Genomic DNA, 19,110 nt, shown 5'->3' on the forward strand with positions numbered 1-19,110 from the left:
TTTCTAAAGACGAAGGTGGCCGTCACACTCCATTCTTAAATGGTTACCGTCCACAGTTCTACTTCCGTACTACGGACGTAACTGGTGCGATCCAGCTGAAAGAAGGCGTTGAAATGGTTATGCCAGGTGACAACGTTGAAATGTCAGTAGAATTAATCCACCCAATCGCAATGGACGCTGGCTTACGCTTCGCGATCCGTGAAGGTGGTCGTACTGTAGGTGCTGGTGTAGTTTCTAAAGTAACTGCATAATCACTTCTATAGTGTGAAAAAAGCGTCCCAAAGGGACGCTTTTTTTATCTTTGCAGATTAAATTGTCTGACAATTTAACTGCAAGCTGTCCTAAACTGATATTCGCCTGACCTTAACTGCACTTATCTCCATATCAGAACCACGTAAGATAAAGCTGAAGAAAATAAATAAAAGTTTCAGGTGAGACGCTTCACTTGAAAGGAGTTGAGGTCATGAATGCTAAAGTAAATATTACCAACCGCGCAGGTGCCAGTTTCCCGGTACGTCGTATGGCGTTTGAGTTTGATCAGGTTCCAGAATACTGGATGCGAGATTCGGCAGGCCTGACACATTTTATGACCGCTTTATCCGCCCTGTTTCCAGCCGGTGAAAAATTCTTTATTGATAGTGTACGTGCAGTGCGTTACCACCCGGCAATTAAAGATAATCAGGAGCTGCAAAAAGAAATTTCAGCCTTTATTGGCCAGGAAGCCATGCATACCCAGGAGCATGTTGGCTTTAATGCCTCGGCACAAAAATATGGCCATGATGTAGAACGTTTAGATCGTTATACCGATAAAGTGATTCAAGGTGCGCGTAAGGTATTTGCCGGTGTCGGTAAACCCTTTGGCATTACCCAAGAAATGGTTGATTTGACTGCAACCACCGCACTGGAACATTTTACCGCGACCATTGCCACCCAGTTGCTGCGTAATTCGCATATTCAGGAACTGATGAGCGATGACACCATGAAAACCATGTGGCTGTGGCATGCGATTGAAGAAAACGAGCATAAAGCGGTAGCTTATGATGTGTTTGAGGGTGTATTCGGCCAAGGCACCAAAGCCTATTTACTGCGCACCAGCTCACTGGTTGCCGCCATGCTGACCTTATTTGTGGTGCAAAACTATTTCCTGTTCCGTCTGTTAAAAGAAGACAAACAGCTAAATCTGGAGGCGTTCAAGGCCATTTATACCTATGCTTATAGTCCCTCTAAGGGCATTATTACCGGTATGGGCCGTGAGATGCTGGCATATTTCCGCCCGGGCTTTCATCCGAACGATTTAGATACCGTCAGTCTGCTGGACACATGGAAAGCCAAATTGGGCTTCTAACGGTGTTGACTCTTGGGGCAATGAAAATTGCCCTTTTTTTTGCTCGATTTTTTATCCAGAGCTCTTATAATGCGAACTTTGTTTTGACCGATGATGAACGAAGATGATTCGTTTAATGCAACACGCTGATATCCATAGTGTATTTAACATTGAGCAACAGGTACAAAGCCATCCCTGGAGCTTGAAACAGTTTGCTGAAGCGGTAGACAGCTATCAATGTACCGTAATCGAGCAGCAAGGACAGCTGGTCGGGTTCTGTATTTTGCAACCGGTGCTGGATGAAGCTAACCTGTTGCTGATGGCGGTTGCGCCTGACCAGCAAGGGAAGGGGTTGGGTTATCAGCTGTTGGAGCATTCGATTGCGCAGTTGCCGAATCAGCCGGTACAAATTTTTCTGGAAGTGCGTGAAAGCAATACCGCGGCCATCCGTCTGTATGAAAAAGCTGGCTTTCATCAGATTGATGTGCGCAAAAATTATTATCCAAATCCGGATGGCACACGTGAACATGCGGTTATTATGGTTAAAGCCTGTAGTGATGATTTTGCCGCGCTCTTCTCATCACCTTAATTTTTAAAATTATTGGGTTTTATTTGATAATCGAATTATTCCAACCACTGGGCAGGGTGGTCATGAGAGAGTTTCCCAATTGCCGGATTTCTTCGCTGCTTAAGCTGCGGTTGAGCCGGCGCCATTGGCCATCAATCAGCAATTCCAGCGGTACATACTGCGATTTATAATTCATTTTATTGGAATGCGGCACCCAATAGCCTAAATAAACATAAGGCAGTCCGAGTTTCTGGGTGTGTTCAATCTGCTTTAAGATCGCAAATACGCCCAAGGAGCGGCGGTTTTCATCCGGATCAAAGAAGGTATACACCGCAGACAGGCCATCATCGAGCAGGTCGCAGGTCGAGACCGCAATTAGCCGGTCTTGGTGCCAAAGCTCTAAAAAGAAACTGTCGGTGCAGCTGTGCACCAGAAATTTTTCAAACTGATCCTGACTTGGCGGATACATATCGCCATCGGCATGGCGTTCATTAATATAACGCTCATACAGCGCATAATGCTGTTCATTGGCTTCTTGGGTAGAGCGGATGGTGACGTGCAGGTCCTGATTGCGTTTCCAGGCTTTTTTCTGGGTGCTGTTCATTTGAAATTCGTGTACCGGCACGCGCGAAGACAGACATTGACGGCATAAATGGCATTCCGGCCGATAGACAAAGTCACCGCTACGACGAAAGCCCATGCGTGACAGTTCAGACAGGGTCACCACATCAATCCGGTGCGCCGGATCTAAAAACACCATGCGAGCAGATTTATCATCCAGATAACTGCAGTTATGCGGCGGCGTAATATAATATTGTAATTCGTTGAGCAGGGATTTCGGTTGATATGAATTCATGGCAATCCCTCTTTATTTATTCATCCAGTGAGTCGTTTTGCGCTATTGTTTTACTTGAAAATACACCCTCCTGGTATTTTTTCCAATCTATCGCCGGCTGTTTTACAACATCTTGTAACGATTTTAAGTATGCTTGGCGAGTTATTGTACAGGCGCCCAGACTTAATAGATGGTCATTGACCAGCTGGCAGTCAATCCAGGGCAGGGCGTTGTCGCGGCCAATCAGCATTAAGGTATAAAACGCCATTTTAGAGACATCTGTGCGCTGGCTAAACATTGACTCGCCAAAGCAGCCGCGGCCAATGGTGACGCCATACAAACCACCGACCAGCGCATCCTGCTCCCAGACTTCGACACTATAGCCATAACCGGCCTCAAACAGGTCAATATAGCCCTGAATGATGTCTTCGGAAATCCAGGTGTCATTGGCATAAGCCCGTGGCAGCGAACAACAGCGAATCACCCGTTCAAAGGCCTGATTGATGCTAATCCGGTAATCACCTTTTTTCATGTTACGCAGCAGTGACTTGCTTGGATGATAATCCTGAGGGCGGATAATGCAGCGCGGCTCGGGACTCCACCAGCAAATCGGATCACCGTCGGAAAACCACGGAAACAGGCCGTGGGTATAAGCTTCAAACAGGGTCGAGGGGGACAGGTCTGCACCAATACAAATCAGTCCTTCACCCTGTGGATCAGCTTCATCAGGATGGGGGAAAATAAATTGTGAGGGTGCAAGTGCGGTCATACAGCTACTCTGAATCGAAACAGATCTCTATCATACATAAAAAAGCCGCCCGGATTGGGCGGCTCGTGCTTTAGGCAAAATTATTCACCTAGGGCATCCAGATATTTTTCAGCATCTAGGGCTGCCATACAGCCTGAACCAGCTGATGTAATCGCTTGACGATAGACGCTGTCTGCCACGTCACCGGCTGCGAATACGCCCGGTACAGAGGTTTGGGTTGCGTTACCGGCAGTACCACTTTGAACCTGAATATAACCATCACGCAGGTTTAACTGGCCTTCGAACATGCCCGTATTTGGCTTGTGACCAATCGCCACGAACATACCAGATACATCTACATTCTGGGTTGAACCATCGACAGTAGATTTCAAACGTACGGCAGTTACACCAGATTGTGCATCACCCAGGACTTCATCGACCTGGTTGTTCCAGAGAATGCTGATTTTGCCTTCTTTTTCTTTGGCAAAAATATGATCTTGCAGAATTTTCTCTGAACGCAGGCTGTCACGGCGGTGTACCAGGGTCACGTGAGAGGCGATATTGGAAAGATACAGCGCTTCTTCAACTGCGGTATTACCACCACCAACAACCATCACGTTCTGGTTTTTATAGAAGAAACCATCACAGGTGGCACAGGCACTAACACCTTGGCCCATGAATTTGGCTTCAGACTCCAGACCGAGGTATTGAGCCGTAGCACCGGTGGCAATAATTAAGGCATCACAGGTGAACTCTTCCATATCGCCTTTGAGCACGAATGGACGCACACTTAAATCGACTTCATTGATATGGTCATAGACAATTTCGGTCCCGAAACGTTCTGCATGGGCCTGCATACGTTCCATGAGCGCTGGTCCTGTCAGACCTTCCGGATCGCCCGGCCAGTTATCTACTTCTGTTGTCGTCGTAAGTTGACCACCGAGTTGTAAACCTGCAATTAGGGTTGGTTTTAAATTGGCACGTGCAGCATAAACAGCAGCACTATAACCTGCAGGTCCTGAACCTAAAATAATCAAACGTGAATGACGAGCACCCATCTGTAGCATCCTTTTATTATTGAGCAATTTATGGAATTATACGTGAAACTGTATAACAGTTGTGTGAGATTCAGTGGATATTATTGATCATAGAAATCGATTTAAGCTATATAGAAAAAGTTAACAACTGACTTCAATAATCTTGCATCTTTTTTACTGCAACAGGTGCATAATATCTATTTTATGGCCATGCCAAACTGGCGGGTTGCACAAGAACATTTATGAAAAATTGGTTACAGGACAGTATATGACTGCGGTGTCGGGTGCTTATGCACAGCGCTTAATAATGACATTATTTTTGGTTTCATTCGGGATTTATCTGTTCCTTGCGACAGTCACCTATACCCCTTTTGATCCGGGCTGGATGCATTTGTCTAGTGATACCCAGCAGGTGTCCAATGCCAGTGGGGTCGCTGGCGCATGGATTGCCGACCTGTTGTTCGGCTTTTTGGGCTGGGCCAGTCTGCTGATTCCGCTGTACCTGTTTATTGAAGCCATTCAGGTGTGGTGGCCGCGTAGTTTCCTGAACCGTCCTTTCCGTTATGCAGCGCAGTTCTTTATTTTGCTGGCCACTGCCAGTCTGTTGTATCTGTTCTGGCAAGTGCCAGCCGATACGCTGGACAATGCTTCTGGCGGGATTATTGGTTATGAACTGGGGCAGAGCCTGTCACAGTTGCTCACCATTTATGGCGCAGCTTTTTTCCTGCTGGTGTTCTGGGGAGTCCTGTTTACACTGGCCTTTGGGATTAAATGGAACCGGACCTGGGTGACTCTAAAAGCCACCCCAGCTTATTTACAAGACCTGTTTTACCGTGATGTGCCTAAAGCTGATCAACCGGCACCGGTCGTTAAAAAAACAGTGGTGGCCGCTGCACCGGCTGCAGCCGAAGTGGTTACGCCGGCACCAGAACATCGTGAAGTCGAAGAAGCTCCGGTGGCACCAGCGGTGTCCCGTCATGAACAGGTGGCCGAGCGTCTGTTTGATGATATGGTCGAGCGTGAACAGCAGCGTTCTGCAGAGCAGGATCTGCTGGATGAAGAAGAGCAGGTCTTTGAGCAGACGGTCGAAAAAGCCCATCGCCTGACCCAGGACAGTCAGCGTGTGGTGGCAACCGGTGAAGTCTGGCGTGCGCTGAATGATGATGCTGACCAGAAGCACAGTCAGGATATTCATGAGCTGTTACGTGCTTCTCAGGATCAGATTCCGCACGCACCGAAAGATCATTTTAATGCAGTGGTCCAGCCCGTGCATGATGCACCGCCTGCATCGAATACGGCGCAGTCTAATATTGACTGGGATGATGACGAAATCTTTGACGAATTGCTGGCTGCTGTACCGAATGGGAAAGCTGCTCAGGATCTGCATAGTCCATTTAATAGTCAGTCGCAGCCTGAACCTGCACCGCACATCCAGCCGGTGCCAGACGTACAAGCGGTTGAAATGCCATCGGCTGCCACAGCGCAGTATGCAAGCCCGAAAAACCGTCTGAGTGATGAAGAATTTGAAGGGCTGGATGATCTGCTGGTTGATGATCTGAAGCCAGAAGCACCTGCCCCAAGAACTACCAGCAGTTATGCGCAGTCTTCGGCTTTTGTACAGGCGCCAATCCAGCATCAGGCTACGACGACCGCAACAGCGGCTGCACCAGTGGTCAATGACGCGGTGAAAGAAGCCTTATCGAAAGAAGAATTCATTGAGGCCTGGCATGAAACTGCCGGCAAACCGCAAGAGGAAGATGAGTTTGACTTTGATGCACCATTAACCGATGCCATGGGCCGTCCAATGTCACGCGCCATGCAGGTCGCAGAGAAACGTCGTGATTTATCACCATTACCGGGGCTGGAGCTACTGGATAAGGTCGATCCAAATAAAAAGGTCAACTTCACCGCAGAGCAGCTGGAGCGTTTATCTGAACTGCTGGAAATCAAGCTGCAGGAATTTAATGTCAAAGCCAAAGTGGTGGAAGCGCAGCCGGGACCGGTAGTTACACGTTTTGAGCTGGATCTGGCGCCGGGGGTAAAAGCCTCGAAAGTCACCAATATTTCCCGTGACCTGGCCCGTTCCATGTCGATGGCTTCGGTGCGTGTGGTCGAGGTGATTCCGGGCAAACCGTATATCGGTATTGAGGTGCCAAACAGTACCCGCGAAATGGTGCGTCTGATTGAGCTGGTGCAAACCCCGAAATTTGAAGATCAGGATGGCATCCTGTCGATGGCGATGGGTAAAGACATTTCTGGTAATCCGGTTATTACCGAACTGGGCAAAGCGCCGCATATGCTGGTTGCGGGGACCACCGGTTCCGGTAAATCGGTAGCGGTGAACTCGATGATTCTGTCGATGCTGCTTAAATACAAGCCAGATCAACTGCGTTTAATTCTGATTGACCCGAAACAGTTGGAACTGGCCAACTATAACGATATTCCACATTTGTTAACGCCAGTGGTGACGGATATGAAAGATGCGGTCAGCGCCCTGAACTGGTGTGTCAATGAAATGGAACGCCGTTATAAGCTGATGTCATTCCTGAAAATCCGTAAACTCAGCGACTATAATCGCAAGGTTGAAGAAGCACTGGCTAATGGCGAGGACCTGATTGATCCGACCTGGAAACCGGGCGATTCAGCAACCCAGGAACGTGCACCGCGCTTGACGCCGTTACCATCAATTGTGATTGTGGCGGATGAGTTTGCCGACATGATTATGCAGGTCGGTAAAAAAGCCGAAGAAATGATTACCCGTCTGGCGCAGAAATCACGTGCAGCTGGGATTCACTTATTGCTGGCTACCCAGCGTCCATCGGTGGATGTCATTACCGGTCTGATCAAGGCCAACATCCCGACTCGCGTGGCCTTGCGCGTGAACTCAAAAATTGACTCACGGACTATTCTGGATGCTGGCGGGGCAGAAGACCTGCTCGGTCATGGTGACATGCTGTTCCTTGGACCAGGTAAAATTGAACCGGAACGTGTGCATGGTGCCTTTATTTCCGATGATGAAGTCAACCGGATTTGTGATGCCTGGCGTGAACGGGGGGCACCGGATTATGTCGATGAAATTCTGACTCCATTTGATGAAGAACCAGCGTCACGTGGTTTTGAAGATGGTGGTGATGGCGGCTCAGACCGTGATGCGCTGTATGACCAGTGTGTGGCCTTTGTGCTGGAAACCCGTAAAGTATCGGTATCGTCTTTACAGCGTAAGTTTAGCCTCGGTTATAACCGTGCGGCGCGTATTGTCGATCAGATGCAGGAGCAGGGTATTGTCAGTGAACAGGGTCCGAACGGCAAGCGTGAAATTCTGGTTTAAGCTGTTCTCGATCTTTATAAACAAAGCCCACCAATAGGTGGGCTCTTTTATGGACAGTGCGACTTAAGCAAATTTTGCCAGTACTGCCAAGAATTCTGCGCTTTGGCGCGGGAATTCTGCAATCACGTCATGAATGCGCTGTCCTTCAGGATTGGTGGCATTTACATCACGGCCATCGGCAACAAACTGGGTCAGTAAACGCTCATAGTCTGCTGGGCGCATATGTTTAAATGCATGGTAAAGCACATGGAAATCAGCATTCACACCATTCGGAGGAAGCTGATTCAGGTAGGCAAATACACGCTCATCTGACCATTCTTCATTGAATGTTGCTGGTTGAGACAATGCCATCGCAATCTCCTGGAATAGTTTTTCGAAATGAAAAAAAGGCAAAATATGAGTTCGCAAGAGGCAAAGTGTCTTTGTGCACTTTATCTTGAAGCACAGCTTCTCGTCTTGCGGCTGGGCAAATCCTTAAAGCAATGCTTTAAGTTTGCTATTTCCGCCTCATATTCTGCCTTGATTCAATTTGCTTGACTAATCAAAAATCAGATTATCGCTCTTCAGGCAAATTGATATTCATTTCAAGCATTTCAATGTTGGCTTCAGAACGTACCGACATTTGAATGTGCTGTTCATCGACACCGCGGACATAGCGGTTCACGACCTGCATGATTTCTTTTTTCATCTGGTCAATTTTGTCCTGGCTCAGGCGGCGGCCTAAACCATTTTCAGAAGCAACAATGACTTTTAAACGATCCTTGGCGGTTTGAGCACTTGATGCTTTTTCTTCGCTGCTAAATAATTTACTCCAGAATCCTGCCATAATTACGCTCCAAATAATCGTGCTAACCAGCCTTTAGGTTTAGCAGTAATGTGACGGTATGGACGCTCTTCACCCAAGAAACGTGCCACCAGGTCATCATACGCCTGACCCGCTTCAGTTTCGCTATACAGAATGACTGGCTTACCTTCGTTAGATGCTTGCAGAACGCTTTTACATTCTGGAATTACACCTAAAGTTGGTACACGTAAAATATCTTTTGAAATATCGTCAATGGTGAGCATTTCCTGTTTATCGGCACGTTCCGGATTGAAACGTGTGATACATAAATGCTTACGGATACGTCCTTCGTTTTGTTCTACTTTTTTGGTTTTGCTGTCGAGCATGCCAATAATACGATCCGAGTCACGTACTGAAGAAATTTCAGGGTTGGTCACAATAATCGCTTCATCGGCATGGTACATGGCTAAAATGGCGCCACGCTCAATCCCTGCTGGTGAGTCACAGATAATGTAATCAAACTCTTGAGCAAGCTCATCCATGACACGTGCCACACCTTCATCGGTCAGGGCATCTTTATCACGAGTTTGAGAAGCAGGTAAAATATAAAGGTTTTCAATATCTTTATCGCGAATTAATGCTTGTTGTAAACGCGCTTCATTATTTAAAACATTCACAAAATCATAAACAACGCGACGTTCACAACCCATGATCAAGTCCAGGTTACGCAAACCCACGTCAAAATCGATAACAACAGTTTTGTGGCCACGTAGGGCTAAACCTGTTGCAAAAGATGCACTCGTTGTAGTTTTACCTACGCCACCTTTGCCTGATGTTACGACAACAATTTTCGCCACCGAATCCACTCCTGTTATGGTTTAAATCCCCCTTTTGTGTATGGGGTTTTTTGGTGTTTATTTATACATTAAAATTCCAGAGCTTCAAATACAAGCTCTTGGTTGTCATTTAGGTAAATATGTACCGGTTTTTTCGTTACGTGCGGGGGAATATCGTCCGCCACACAGTAAGTGCCTGCAATAGATACCAATTCTGCTTCTAGGGAATGACAGAAAATTCGTGCTGAACTGTTCCCACCTGCGCCGGCAATGACTCTACCACGAACGCTACCATAAATATGTATATTTCCTGAAGCAATCACTTCCGAACCACTGTTAATACCAGCTTTCAAGATAATATCGCCCTGGTTCTGGACCAGACATTGACCGGTACGCAGAATTTCATCGTGATAAGAGGTCACATGCGAAATTCGTGCCGCTGCAGCTTCTACCACCGCGGCTTCTGCGGCAGGTGCTTCAGGTTCTGCCGGAGTTTCAATGACCTGTTCCTGGGTGGCTTTGATCTGCTGTAACTGACGATCCTGCGGAATTACCGGGAACTGGATGGCACGCGCCTGTTCCGACAGAATGCCTTCAACCACGGCCAGTGGCTGTACATTCAGATCAATCAGCAGTTGAATCAGGGCAATTAACTCCTGATCTACCGAACTTTCAATCACCGCCGGAATTTGGGGTGGAAACCCTTTTTGTAACATTGGGCTCAATTGCTGGCGGATCGCATCATGATCATCTGTATCTAAGCTAATGCGAATCGCATTGACCATTCTGCCTTTTATCCGTATGTCAGCCATAATGATTCCTTAAGACTTCTGACCTGTTCATTGTTGTCGAAGTAAATGTTGTAAATAGAGCAAATCCTAGAACAATTCGGCCGAATACTCTAGCCGAAGGTTTAAATATTTTTATTGCTGGTTATTCTTTGTCAGTTTCCTGCTCATTCAGGATCTGTTGCCACTTTTTCACTTTCACCTGTTTGCGAATGGCTTCCAGGGTTTCAAATACCGCAGATTCCACCAACGCATCAATATGCGGATTATGTTCAATCTCGATCTGGCTGACTTTGTCGGCAATATGCGCATAGGCCACATTATCTGGCAAGCTGTCATGATGGGCAAAAGGCTGAATCATCCCTTGGGTAATATTTTCGCCCAAACGTTGGCCAATGCTTTGAATCTGCCGTTCCATACGTCCACCGACAATTGGCAGCAGACGCAGTAACTGGGTCAGCTCCGGGGTATCTTCAATGGCCTGACTCACCACCTGACCGACATTTTCGGCAATGCTCTGACGCTGGCTCTGCAATTCTTTACCCAAAGATTGCTGCAAGATGTCGGCCAGTGCTGCGGCCAGCAGTTTGCGGTGCTGCTCGACCAGATCATCAATAAACTGGCGATGACCAGTGCTGCTGCTCAGTTCACGTTGCAGGTTATTGACAATGGTCAGCACAATCCGGCTCGACAGTTCTTCCATCACCAGGTTGTAATAAAAGTTGGCGCGTCGGAAGATGCTGTCCGGAATAACCTTGTAGCCATGACTATACAGGTTATAGCCAATCGCCACGGCACGTAATAAACGCAGAAAACGCAGCTGTGGCAGAATCGACAGCACTTCATACCAGTGCACGAAAGGGAAGAACCACCAGCGGGCATGATGCCGGAAAATAATCGCCAGGCCCCAGCGTACCAGTAACTCGATAATCAGGAAGGTGGTAAACCAGCCTTCGGTAATAATTACCCAGGGACGCAGTTCCGTGCGATAAAACTGCAATACCTCTGGCAGCTGAATAAAGTTGAAGAGCCAGTCACCAAAATCACTCATCAAAATGGCATTGGCACTCAGGCAGAACAGGTTGATGAGAATTAACGCCATCATAAAGATGTCGTATACCAGCACCACTTTCCAGCTCCATGAGTCCTTTCTGACAAAGTGAAAGGAAGATTTGATCACCGGTTCTTCGCGTTTCTTCATAATGCTTTTGGTACTCGCTTATTGCTCAGCAAATTTCTGTTTCATCTCATGAATGAGCTGATCTTTCTCTGTCCAGAGTTGATGCACCCAGTCCTGAAAACGTTCCCGATAGGCGGCATCTTCTTCATAATCGCCACCCAGCACCCAGTCTGGAATGTCAATTTTCCGCAGATTGACCGCAATACGCGGCACTTCGCCCAGCCAGAATTCGCCATAGCCCGGTGCGCCGTCCGGATACACAATGGTCATATCTACCAGCGCATCAATTTCATTGCCCAGAATATTCAGCGCCAAGGCCAGACCGCCAGCTTTGGGTTTCAGCAGATGCTGATATGGTGATTGTTGCTGATCATGTTTTTCCTGGGTAAAGCGCGTGCCTTCCAGATAGTTGAGCAGGGTAAACGGCTGGCTGAGCAGCTGTTCGCAGGATTTACGCGCTTCCAGCATGTCGCGGTCTTTTAGCGCCGGATTTTTGGCAATCTGTTCTTTGGTATGCCGCTTCATCATCGGGAAGCCCAGAATTTTAAAGGCCTGTCCGACAAAAGGAATGAAGATCAGTTCCCATTTGGTAAAGAAACGGGTCAGTGGCATACGGGTTAAACCGAAATACTGGTTGACGGTGGTATCGACCCAGCTCTGGTGATTACAGGTCATTAAATAACGGCCCTGCATGCTCAGTTCCAGACCATCTTCAATACTGATGTCCCAGTGGGTATTCGGTAATACATGGTCAATCAGCCAGTTGTTGACACTCAGCCAGCTGTTGGTAATCTGGATATTGGTCTGGTCGACCTTGGCCGATTTCTTGAACAATTTGGTCAGGCCCAAAGCCAGTACCGGCGGTCCATGTAAAAAAGTGCTGCCGGTGATCACTGAGCTGACCGTAAGCCCTTTTGTGATTTTTTTTAAGAGCGGTTGCTTATTGGTTTTAGATGACATAAACAGTCCTGAATATAAAAACAACTTATACGAAGTTCTGCCCAATATAATTGTTGTTTTTAAAATAAAAAAGTGTTGAAGTGAAACTGTGTAGGAATTATGGTGAACTTATGCGTAGAACAACATGAGATTATTGCAAATTGTAAATAAAAGTTTATTTATTAACAAAAAATCAATGGTCTAAGCACTTTATTTCATCCAAACTTTCCCATATACGAAAAACACAAGTAAGGAGGCATGCGATGCGTGCACTAGCAATTTCAGCAGTAGTCGGGGCAATGGTATTAACAGGTTGTCAAACCACTGGTAATAACCTGGGCGGCGTAGAATATGACAAAACCGCATTAGGAACCATTATTGGTGCGGCAGCAGGTTATGGTATTTCTAAAGGGAATGCCAATACCAGCGCACAAAACAACCGTGCAGCAGCAATTGGTGCAATTGTAGGTGGTGCTGCTGGTGTTTATCTTGACAATAAAGAGAAAAAATTACGTCAGGCTACTGCGGGTACAGGCGTAGACGTTAACCGTAATCCAGATGGTTCAATCAACCTGGTAATGCCTGGTGCGATTACATTTGACACTAACAAGTCAAACATCAAACCAAACTTCTATGCAACATTGAACAAAGTTGCTCAAGTTCTGACTGAAGACAGCCAAAGCGGTATTTTGGTAACTGGTTATACAGATAGCACTGGTAATGACTCAATCAACATTCCATTGTCTCAAGCACGTGCACAATCTGTTGCGAACTACCTTGCTGGTCAAGGCGTAGCACGTACTCGTATTAATGCACAAGGTCTTGGTTCAGCGAACCCGATCGCAGACAACTCAACTGCGGCTGGTAAAGAACAAAACCGTCGTGTTGAAATCGCAGTATATGCCGTTCAGTAATCACTGATTTTGCAGAAAAACCACCTTCGGGTGGTTTTTTTTATGACCAGAAAAGCAGCATTTTAGATTAGGCAACTGTGGTGGAGATGACTATAATCGAGCTCGAACCGAAATAGAGGAAACACTATGTCACTGGCAAGTCAACTCAATGACAAGCAACTTGAAGCCATGAAATATACTCAAGGACCCTTGTTAGTGCTTGCAGGTGCAGGTTCAGGTAAAACCTCGGTGATTACCCGGAAAATTGCCTATCTGGTGCAGCAATGCCGTATTCCGGCACACCGGATTACCGCCATGACCTTTACCAACAAGGCCGCGCGTGAAATGAAAGAGCGGGTTGGTAAACTGCTGTCGCGTGAAGAAGCCAAAGGTCTTTCGGTCTCGACCTTCCATACGTTCGGTTTAAATTTACTGCGTTTAGAGCTGAAACATACCCCGCTTAAAGCCAACTTTTCAATTCTGGATGCCGACGACTGCAAACGCATTCTGATGGATCTGATGCATCGCGACAATTTATCGGGTGCAGAAAGCAAAGAGCTGATTGCGCGGGCCATGAAAATGATTTCGGACTGGAAAAATGACCTGATTCCACCGGAGCAGGCACATACAACCTGTGAAACGCCAGAAGATATCCAGATGGCGCATTTATATCAGCTGTATGAGCGTAATTTACGTGCCTATAACGCAGTCGATTTTGATGACCTGATTGTGATGCCAACCCGGTTATTGCAGGAAAATGCTGAAGTCCGCGATAAATGGCAAAACCGGGTGCGTTATTTGCTAGTCGATGAGTATCAGGACACCAACACCGCGCAGTATATTCTGGTCAAACTTCTGGTCGGGGTAATGGGACAGTTCACCGCCGTAGGGGATGATGACCAGTCCATTTACGCCTGGCGCGGCGCCAAACCGGAAAATATGGCGCTCTTAAAAGAAGATTTCCCAAATTTAAAAGTGATTAAACTGGAGCAGAACTACCGCTCCACCAGCCGGATTCTAAAAGCGGCCAATACTGTAATTGGCAATAACCCGCATATTTTTGACAAAAAACTCTGGTCGGACAAAGGCCATGGTGAAGTCATCCGGGTGATTACCTGCCGCAATGATGATGATGAAGCAGAGCGCGTGGTCAAAGACCTGATCACGCATAAACTGATGAACGGTAAAAACTGGAAAGATTATGCGATTTTGTATCGCGGTAACTTCCAGGCGCGTATTCTGGAAACCCAGCTGCGCCAGATGCAGATTCCGTACAAGCTGTCAGGAGGTCAGTCTTTCTTCGCCCGGGCAGAAATTAAAGATGTGATGAGCTATTTACGGCTGATTATTAACCCGGAAGATGACAGTGCTTTCCTGCGCATTATCAACACGCCAAAACGTGCCATCGGCCCGGTGACCTTGGAAAAACTGGGCTTATTTGCACAGGAAAACCATCTGTCCTTGCTGGCGGCAGCAGGTGATCAGCGTTTGACCATGGCCATTCCGAAAAAAGCCACGACTCAGCTGGCCGAGTTTGCCGACTTTATCCAGAACTTTACCCGTGAATTGCTGGAAGATGATGAACCGGTGCCAATCATCCGCCAGATGATGAACGAAGCTGGTTATATCGACTACGTCAAAGAAAGCGCCGCCACGCCTGCGCAGGAAAAAACCAAGCTGGACAATATTGAAGTGCTGTACAGCAGTATTCAAAGCCTGATTAACCGCGCTGAAGATGTGGACGAAAAAAATATTGAAAGCGTGATCCGTAAAATGGTGCTGCTGGATATGCTGGAGCAGCAACAGGAGGAAGAAGACACTGACAAGGTCAACTTATTAACCTTGCATGCCTCCAAAGGTCTGGAATTTCCGTATGTCTATTTAATTGGACTGGAAGAGGAAATTCTGCCGCATAAAAACTCGATTGTGGCTGAGACGGTCGAAGAAGAACGCCGTTTGATGTACGTGGGCATTACCCGTGCGCGTCAAGGCCTCACCATTACCCTGGCCGAGCAGCGTAAGGCTGGCGGGCAGATGAAACAGATGACCCCAAGCCGCTTCCTAGATGAAATGCCACAAGATGAGCTGGAATGGCTGGGTCGCAAGAAAAAGCTGGCTGGCGATATCGATCCGAAACTGCAGGCCCAGCATTATCTGGAAAATTTACGTGCGTTAATTAAACGCTAAACCATATCATTGATATAAACGGGAATAACTGATGAAAGTTCAGGTAAAAGTGCTTGATGCACGTTTGGGCCAAGAATGGCCAATGCCAACCTATGCTACCTCTGGTTCGGCCGGTCTGGATTTGCGTGCCTGCGTAAATGAGACCACCGTCATTGAGCCGGGTCAAACCGTATTGGTCAAAACTGGTCTGGCGATTTATATTGAAGATCCGCATTTTGCCGGTTTAATCCTGCCACGTTCGGGTCTGGGCCATAAACATGGTATTGTGCTCGGCAACCTGGTTGGCCTGATTGATTCTGACTATCAGGGTGAGCTGATGGTGTCGGTCTGGAACCGTGGTCAAACTGCATTTAGCCTGGAACCAGGTGAGCGTCTGGCGCAATATGTGCTGGTGCCGGTGGTACAAGCCCAGTTTGATCTGGTCGATGAATTTGAAGCCACCGAACGTGGTGCTGGCGGTTTTGGCCATACCGGTAAAGCTTAAAATCTGCTTGAATGATAAAGCCTAAACATTAGGCTTTATCACAACACGCTAGAAAGTAACGCAACAAACACTTAAAATTACATTTTGTAGCGTGAATTCTGTTTTCGGCCGCATAGAATCAGTTCTTATATTAAAAAGCCTAAAACAATCATTCTCCCTATTCATATATAAAGTAGTTCTGCCATGGATATTCAACAGTCCAGTTTCCCTTTTCAGGTTTTCCGTGCTTACGACATTCGTGGCAAGGTGACTTTGCTGACGCCTGAACTGGTGCAAGCGGTGGCGTTGGGTTTGGCCGTACAAATTAAAAACACGGGCAGCACACGTGTGGTGATTGGTTATGATGCCCGACTCAGCAGTCCGGCCTATGCCGATCTGATCATGCAGGTGCTCCAGCAGCAGGGCTTAAGCCCGACCTTAATGGGCTGTTGTTCCAGTCCGATGCTATATTACATTGCCCGCCAGTTTGATGGCAATGGCATTATGGTCACGGCCAGTCATAATGCCAAATCTGACAATGGTATTAAATGGATTCTGGGTGGAGAACCCCCGACGCCAGACAAGATCCAGCAGGTGGCGGCCCATGCCAGCAACTATTTTCTGGCACATCGACAGCAGCCTGTGGCTGAACAGCCGCATCAGATTTATCCGGAATTTTGCCTGCAGTATCAGCAGGCGCTACTCGATGATATTCAATTACAGCGCCGTTTTAAGGTGGTGCTCGATGGTCTGCATGGTTCAGCGGGTCGCTGCGCTGCGCTGGTCTTGCAAAAACTGGGCTGCGAGCTGATCACAATCCGCTGTGAGGCCAATGGGCATTTCCCCGATCATGCCCCAGATCCCTCTCAGGAAAAACATTTAAGCAAGCTGAAACAGGCGGTACAGCAGCATCAGGCAGATTTAGGCATTGCACTGGATGGCGATGGCGACCGTCTGGTTCTGGTCGATGAACAGGCCAAGGTGATTGGTGCAGACCGTTTGCTGGCGCTGTTTGCCGAAATGTGTTTACAGCAGCATCCACAGCATGAAGTGGTGTTTGATGTGAAGTGTTCGACCATGGTGCGTAATACGGTACGCGCGCTGGGTGGCCATCCGGTAATGATTCGTACCGGCAGCACCTTCCTGCGTCAGTATCTGGCGCAATCAAAGGGACACGCAGTGTTTGGTGGTGAATATGCCGGGCATTATGTCTTTAATGACGGGCGCGGCTTTGGCTATGATGATGGCCTGTATGCCGCGCTGCGGGTGATGGAATATTTAAGCCAGCGCCCGGAGCGAAGCCTGTCTGAACTGCTGGCCAAATATCCTGAACGCTGCTGTACTGAAGATACTTATATCAGCACCCACAACATTGCTTCAGCGCATGTTTTACATGAGCTTGAAACCTTAAGTCAGCCATTGGCCGCACAATTAAGTAAAATTGATGGCGTTCGACTTGATTTTGAAGATGGTTTTGGCATTATTCGAGCATCGAATACGGGCGAATATTTTACAGTACGTTTTGATGCCGATAATCCGGCACGATTAGCGGATATTCGTCATACCTTTGTTTCCATGCTGAGCAACCGTTATCCGCAGATTGCTCAAGACATTTTAGATGCTCAATAAGGAGAGGCGCATGCCACAGCAACAGACTGGCATCGACAAAGCACAGATTCTGACAGAAGCTTTGCCGTATATTCAACGTTTTATGGGTAAAACGCTGGTCGTGAAATATGGTGGCAATGCCATGACCGATCCTGAGCTGGAAAGTTCATTTGCACGTGACATTGTGCTGCTTAAAACGGTCGGTTTAAACCCGATTGTGGTGCATGGCGGTGGTCCACAGGTCGATTCCTTCCTGAAACAGCTGGGCCGTGAATCTGACCGTATTGATGGCATGCGCGTGACTGATCCGGCGACCATGGAAGTGGTGGAAATGGTGCTCGGCGGTAGCGTGAATAAATCTATCGTCAATTTAATTAACCAGCATGGCGGTCGTGCCATTGGTTTGACCGGTAAAGATGGCAACCTGATTCGGGCCAAAAAACTGCTGATGGAAAAAACTGCAGAAGATGGCTCAGTACAGAAAATTGATTTAGGCTTGGTCGGTGAAGTGGTCGGCGTGAAAACCGACGTACTGGAAATGTTTACCCAAAGCGATTTTATTCCGGTGATTGCACCGTTGGGCGTCGATGAAGAGGGGAATACCTATAATATTAATGCCGATCTGGTGGCTGGTAAGGTCGCTGAAGCTTTGGGCGCAGAAAAACTGATTCTGTTGACCAACATTACGGGTGTACTGGATGCCAACAAGAACCTGCTGACCGGTTTAACCACTCAGGAAGTCGATCAGTTAATTGAAACTGGCGTAATTTATGGCGGTATGATTCCGAAAGTAGGCTGTGCGCTGGATGCTGTCAAAAATGGCGTGGTCAGTGCGCATATTGTCGATGGCCGTGTGCCACATGCCTCTTTGCTGGAAGTCTTTACTGACCATGGAGTGGGCACTTTAATTACCAACCGTGCCGCCAAACACTAAGAGTTAAAACAACTCAAGGTCTCTAAGGAGGCCTTTTTTTATGGCTGATTTTTGGTCATTGAATTGTCATCTGCATCGCCTAGTGTATAGGCAGAACATTAGGAGTGCTGATCGATGTTAGCCAAACTCAATCAATATCGACAAAATTTGAGTTTTCCTTTAAGCAAAAAAAATCATACCAAATATGATTTTAAAACCACAACAAAAACAGAATACAGCTTTGAATGGGTTGAAAATTTAAAACAGTTAAAAGAAGTACAGCAATTCCGCGCCGAGCAGTTTGCCAACCAGTTTGGTTTACAGTTCGAGCATGGACTGGATCAGGATGTTTACGATTTTGGCTGCGAACATGCCGTATTAAGGGACAAGGCCAGTGGGGAAATTGTGGCCTATACCCGATTAAAACTGTTTCAAGGGCATGAGCTGGCGCAAAGTTATAGTGCCAGCGAATTTGCCATTGAAGAGTGATTTATAGCAAATAATTATATTGACAAATATAGTCAAATATATACAATTTAGGTATTAAATTTTAAAAAAACTTGCAATGAAATACTTGACTGAAAGCTTAAAGAAAGTAGAGCAAGACCTTGCTTATTTTGTATCCCCTGAAAATAAAGATGGGTTTATTAAGGAATTTGCATCATGGGTCTATGGTGAG

The 19,110-nt window shown here is 47.0% G+C and carries 17 protein-coding genes and 2 pseudogenes; 10 read left to right on the forward strand and 9 right to left on the reverse strand.

Annotated elements, in window-relative coordinates:
• The 3 genes and pseudogenes from FTT63_RS12770 to rimI form a co-directional block, all read left to right on the forward strand.
• Positions 1–251, forward strand: a pseudogene (locus FTT63_RS12770) (elongation factor Tu); the annotation flags it as partial.
• Between the two features lie 212 nt (positions 252–463).
• The gene (locus FTT63_RS12775; protein ID WP_163145480.1) at positions 464–1,345 is read left to right on the forward strand and encodes a metal-dependent hydrolase; all 882 of its coding nucleotides are present in this window, start codon (positions 464–466) and stop codon (positions 1,343–1,345) included.
• Between the two features lie 103 nt (positions 1,346–1,448).
• Positions 1,449–1,913 carry a ribosomal protein S18-alanine N-acetyltransferase gene (gene rimI / locus FTT63_RS12780; RefSeq protein ID WP_005179835.1) on the forward strand — a complete coding sequence of 155 codons (465 nt, stop codon included), beginning with the start codon at positions 1,449–1,451 and terminating at the stop codon, positions 1,911–1,913.
• A gap of 19 nt (positions 1,914–1,932) precedes the next feature.
• Here rimI and FTT63_RS12785 read toward each other — a convergent pair whose 3' ends face one another.
• The 3 genes from FTT63_RS12785 to trxB all read right to left on the reverse strand — a co-directional run bounded on the left by FTT63_RS12785 (position 1,933) and on the right by trxB (position 4,533).
• Positions 1,933–2,748 (reverse strand): arginyltransferase, encoded by an 816-nt coding sequence (locus FTT63_RS12785; protein WP_005179833.1) that lies wholly within the window; start codon positions 2,746–2,748, stop codon positions 1,933–1,935.
• A 16-nt stretch (positions 2,749–2,764) separates the two neighbouring features.
• Entirely contained in the window at positions 2,765–3,496 is a 732-nt protein-coding gene (gene aat, locus FTT63_RS12790; protein ID WP_005179830.1) for a leucyl/phenylalanyl-tRNA--protein transferase, read from the reverse strand.
• Between the two features lie 80 nt (positions 3,497–3,576).
• Positions 3,577–4,533: a thioredoxin-disulfide reductase gene (trxB, locus tag FTT63_RS12795; protein ID WP_016659465.1), complete on the reverse strand. Its 957-nt coding sequence runs from the start codon at positions 4,531–4,533 to the stop codon at positions 3,577–3,579.
• Positions 4,534–4,780: 247 nt separating this feature from the next.
• Here trxB and FTT63_RS12800 point away from each other — a divergent pair, with 247 nt between their 5' ends.
• Positions 4,781–7,840 carry a DNA translocase FtsK gene (locus FTT63_RS12800; RefSeq protein WP_180192390.1) on the forward strand — a complete coding sequence of 1,020 codons (3,060 nt, stop codon included), beginning with the start codon at positions 4,781–4,783 and terminating at the stop codon, positions 7,838–7,840.
• A gap of 63 nt (positions 7,841–7,903) precedes the next feature.
• On the opposite strand, the gene FTT63_RS12805 is transcribed toward FTT63_RS12800, so the two are convergent.
• From FTT63_RS12805 to FTT63_RS12830, 6 genes are all read right to left on the reverse strand, one after another.
• A complete protein-coding gene (locus FTT63_RS12805) occupies positions 7,904–8,191 on the reverse strand; it encodes a PA4642 family protein (RefSeq protein ID WP_016659463.1) in 288 nt (95 codons plus the stop codon).
• A gap of 202 nt (positions 8,192–8,393) precedes the next feature.
• Positions 8,394–8,666: a cell division topological specificity factor MinE gene (minE, locus tag FTT63_RS12810; protein WP_005179812.1), complete on the reverse strand. Its 273-nt coding sequence runs from the start codon at positions 8,664–8,666 to the stop codon at positions 8,394–8,396.
• Between the two features lie 2 nt (positions 8,667–8,668).
• The gene (minD, locus tag FTT63_RS12815) at positions 8,669–9,481 is read right to left on the reverse strand and encodes a septum site-determining protein MinD (protein WP_005179808.1); all 813 of its coding nucleotides are present in this window, start codon (positions 9,479–9,481) and stop codon (positions 8,669–8,671) included.
• 68 nt (positions 9,482–9,549) lie between these two features.
• Positions 9,550–10,272 carry a septum site-determining protein MinC gene (gene minC / locus FTT63_RS12820; RefSeq protein ID WP_005179806.1) on the reverse strand — a complete coding sequence of 241 codons (723 nt, stop codon included), beginning with the start codon at positions 10,270–10,272 and terminating at the stop codon, positions 9,550–9,552.
• Positions 10,273–10,393: 121 nt separating this feature from the next.
• Positions 10,394–11,449, reverse strand: a complete 1,056-nt coding sequence (locus FTT63_RS12825; RefSeq protein WP_164845006.1) for a preprotein translocase subunit SecA — start codon at positions 11,447–11,449, stop codon at positions 10,394–10,396.
• An 18-nt stretch (positions 11,450–11,467) separates the two neighbouring features.
• Positions 11,468–12,388, reverse strand: coding sequence for an acyltransferase (locus FTT63_RS12830; protein WP_005179793.1), 921 nt, complete (start codon positions 12,386–12,388; stop codon positions 11,468–11,470).
• Between the two features lie 242 nt (positions 12,389–12,630).
• On the opposite strand from FTT63_RS12830, the gene FTT63_RS12835 reads away from it, so the two are divergent.
• The 6 genes and pseudogenes from FTT63_RS12835 to FTT63_RS12860 form a co-directional block, all read left to right on the forward strand.
• Positions 12,631–13,281 carry an OmpA family protein gene (locus tag FTT63_RS12835; protein WP_075168088.1) on the forward strand — a complete coding sequence of 217 codons (651 nt, stop codon included), beginning with the start codon at positions 12,631–12,633 and terminating at the stop codon, positions 13,279–13,281.
• Between the two features lie 126 nt (positions 13,282–13,407).
• Positions 13,408–15,447, forward strand: coding sequence for a UvrD-helicase domain-containing protein (locus FTT63_RS12840; RefSeq protein ID WP_005179787.1), 2,040 nt, complete (start codon positions 13,408–13,410; stop codon positions 15,445–15,447).
• A gap of 31 nt (positions 15,448–15,478) precedes the next feature.
• Complete coding sequence (dut, locus tag FTT63_RS12845) at positions 15,479–15,931, forward strand: dUTP diphosphatase (protein WP_045796105.1); 453 nt, start codon at positions 15,479–15,481, stop codon at positions 15,929–15,931.
• A 183-nt stretch (positions 15,932–16,114) separates the two neighbouring features.
• The gene (locus tag FTT63_RS12850; RefSeq protein ID WP_168382573.1) at positions 16,115–17,539 is read left to right on the forward strand and encodes a phosphomannomutase/phosphoglucomutase; all 1,425 of its coding nucleotides are present in this window, start codon (positions 16,115–16,117) and stop codon (positions 17,537–17,539) included.
• 10 nt (positions 17,540–17,549) lie between these two features.
• Positions 17,550–18,452: an acetylglutamate kinase gene (gene argB, locus FTT63_RS12855; RefSeq protein WP_005179783.1), complete on the forward strand. Its 903-nt coding sequence runs from the start codon at positions 17,550–17,552 to the stop codon at positions 18,450–18,452.
• Positions 18,453–18,566: 114 nt separating this feature from the next.
• A pseudogene (locus FTT63_RS12860) lies at positions 18,567–18,911 on the forward strand (GNAT family N-acyltransferase); the annotation flags it as partial.
• Positions 18,912–19,110: the final 199 nt, after the last annotated feature.

Origin of the sequence: Acinetobacter sp. C15 (assembly GCF_013420645.1) — a bacterium.
GTDB classification, from domain to species: Bacteria; Pseudomonadota; Gammaproteobacteria; order Pseudomonadales; family Moraxellaceae; genus Acinetobacter; species Acinetobacter indicus.

Bases quoted from the DNA above. Each gene is read 5' to 3' on its own strand.
- FTT63_RS12775 (WP_163145480.1), top strand. From the start codon at position 464: ATGAATGCTAAAGTAAATATTACCAACCGCGCAGGTGCCAGTTTCCCG.
- rimI (WP_005179835.1), top strand. From the start codon at position 1,449: ATGATTCGTTTAATGCAACACGCTGATATCCATAGTGTATTTAACATT.
- FTT63_RS12785 (WP_005179833.1), bottom strand. From the start codon at position 2,748: ATGAATTCATATCAACCGAAATCCCTGCTCAACGAATTACAATATTAT.
- aat (WP_005179830.1), bottom strand. From the start codon at position 3,496: ATGACCGCACTTGCACCCTCACAATTTATTTTCCCCCATCCTGATGAA.
- trxB (WP_016659465.1), bottom strand. From the start codon at position 4,533: ATGGGTGCTCGTCATTCACGTTTGATTATTTTAGGTTCAGGACCTGCA.
- FTT63_RS12800 (WP_180192390.1), top strand. From the start codon at position 4,781: ATGACTGCGGTGTCGGGTGCTTATGCACAGCGCTTAATAATGACATTA.
- FTT63_RS12805 (WP_016659463.1), bottom strand. From the start codon at position 8,191: ATGGCATTGTCTCAACCAGCAACATTCAATGAAGAATGGTCAGATGAG.
- minE (WP_005179812.1), bottom strand. From the start codon at position 8,666: ATGGCAGGATTCTGGAGTAAATTATTTAGCAGCGAAGAAAAAGCATCA.
- minC (WP_005179806.1), bottom strand. From the start codon at position 10,272: ATGGCTGACATACGGATAAAAGGCAGAATGGTCAATGCGATTCGCATT.
- FTT63_RS12825 (WP_164845006.1), bottom strand. From the start codon at position 11,449: ATGAAGAAACGCGAAGAACCGGTGATCAAATCTTCCTTTCACTTTGTC.
- FTT63_RS12830 (WP_005179793.1), bottom strand. From the start codon at position 12,388: ATGTCATCTAAAACCAATAAGCAACCGCTCTTAAAAAAAATCACAAAA.
- FTT63_RS12835 (WP_075168088.1), top strand. From the start codon at position 12,631: ATGCGTGCACTAGCAATTTCAGCAGTAGTCGGGGCAATGGTATTAACA.
- FTT63_RS12840 (WP_005179787.1), top strand. From the start codon at position 13,408: ATGTCACTGGCAAGTCAACTCAATGACAAGCAACTTGAAGCCATGAAA.
- dut (WP_045796105.1), top strand. From the start codon at position 15,479: ATGAAAGTTCAGGTAAAAGTGCTTGATGCACGTTTGGGCCAAGAATGG.
- FTT63_RS12850 (WP_168382573.1), top strand. From the start codon at position 16,115: ATGGATATTCAACAGTCCAGTTTCCCTTTTCAGGTTTTCCGTGCTTAC.
- argB (WP_005179783.1), top strand. From the start codon at position 17,550: ATGCCACAGCAACAGACTGGCATCGACAAAGCACAGATTCTGACAGAA.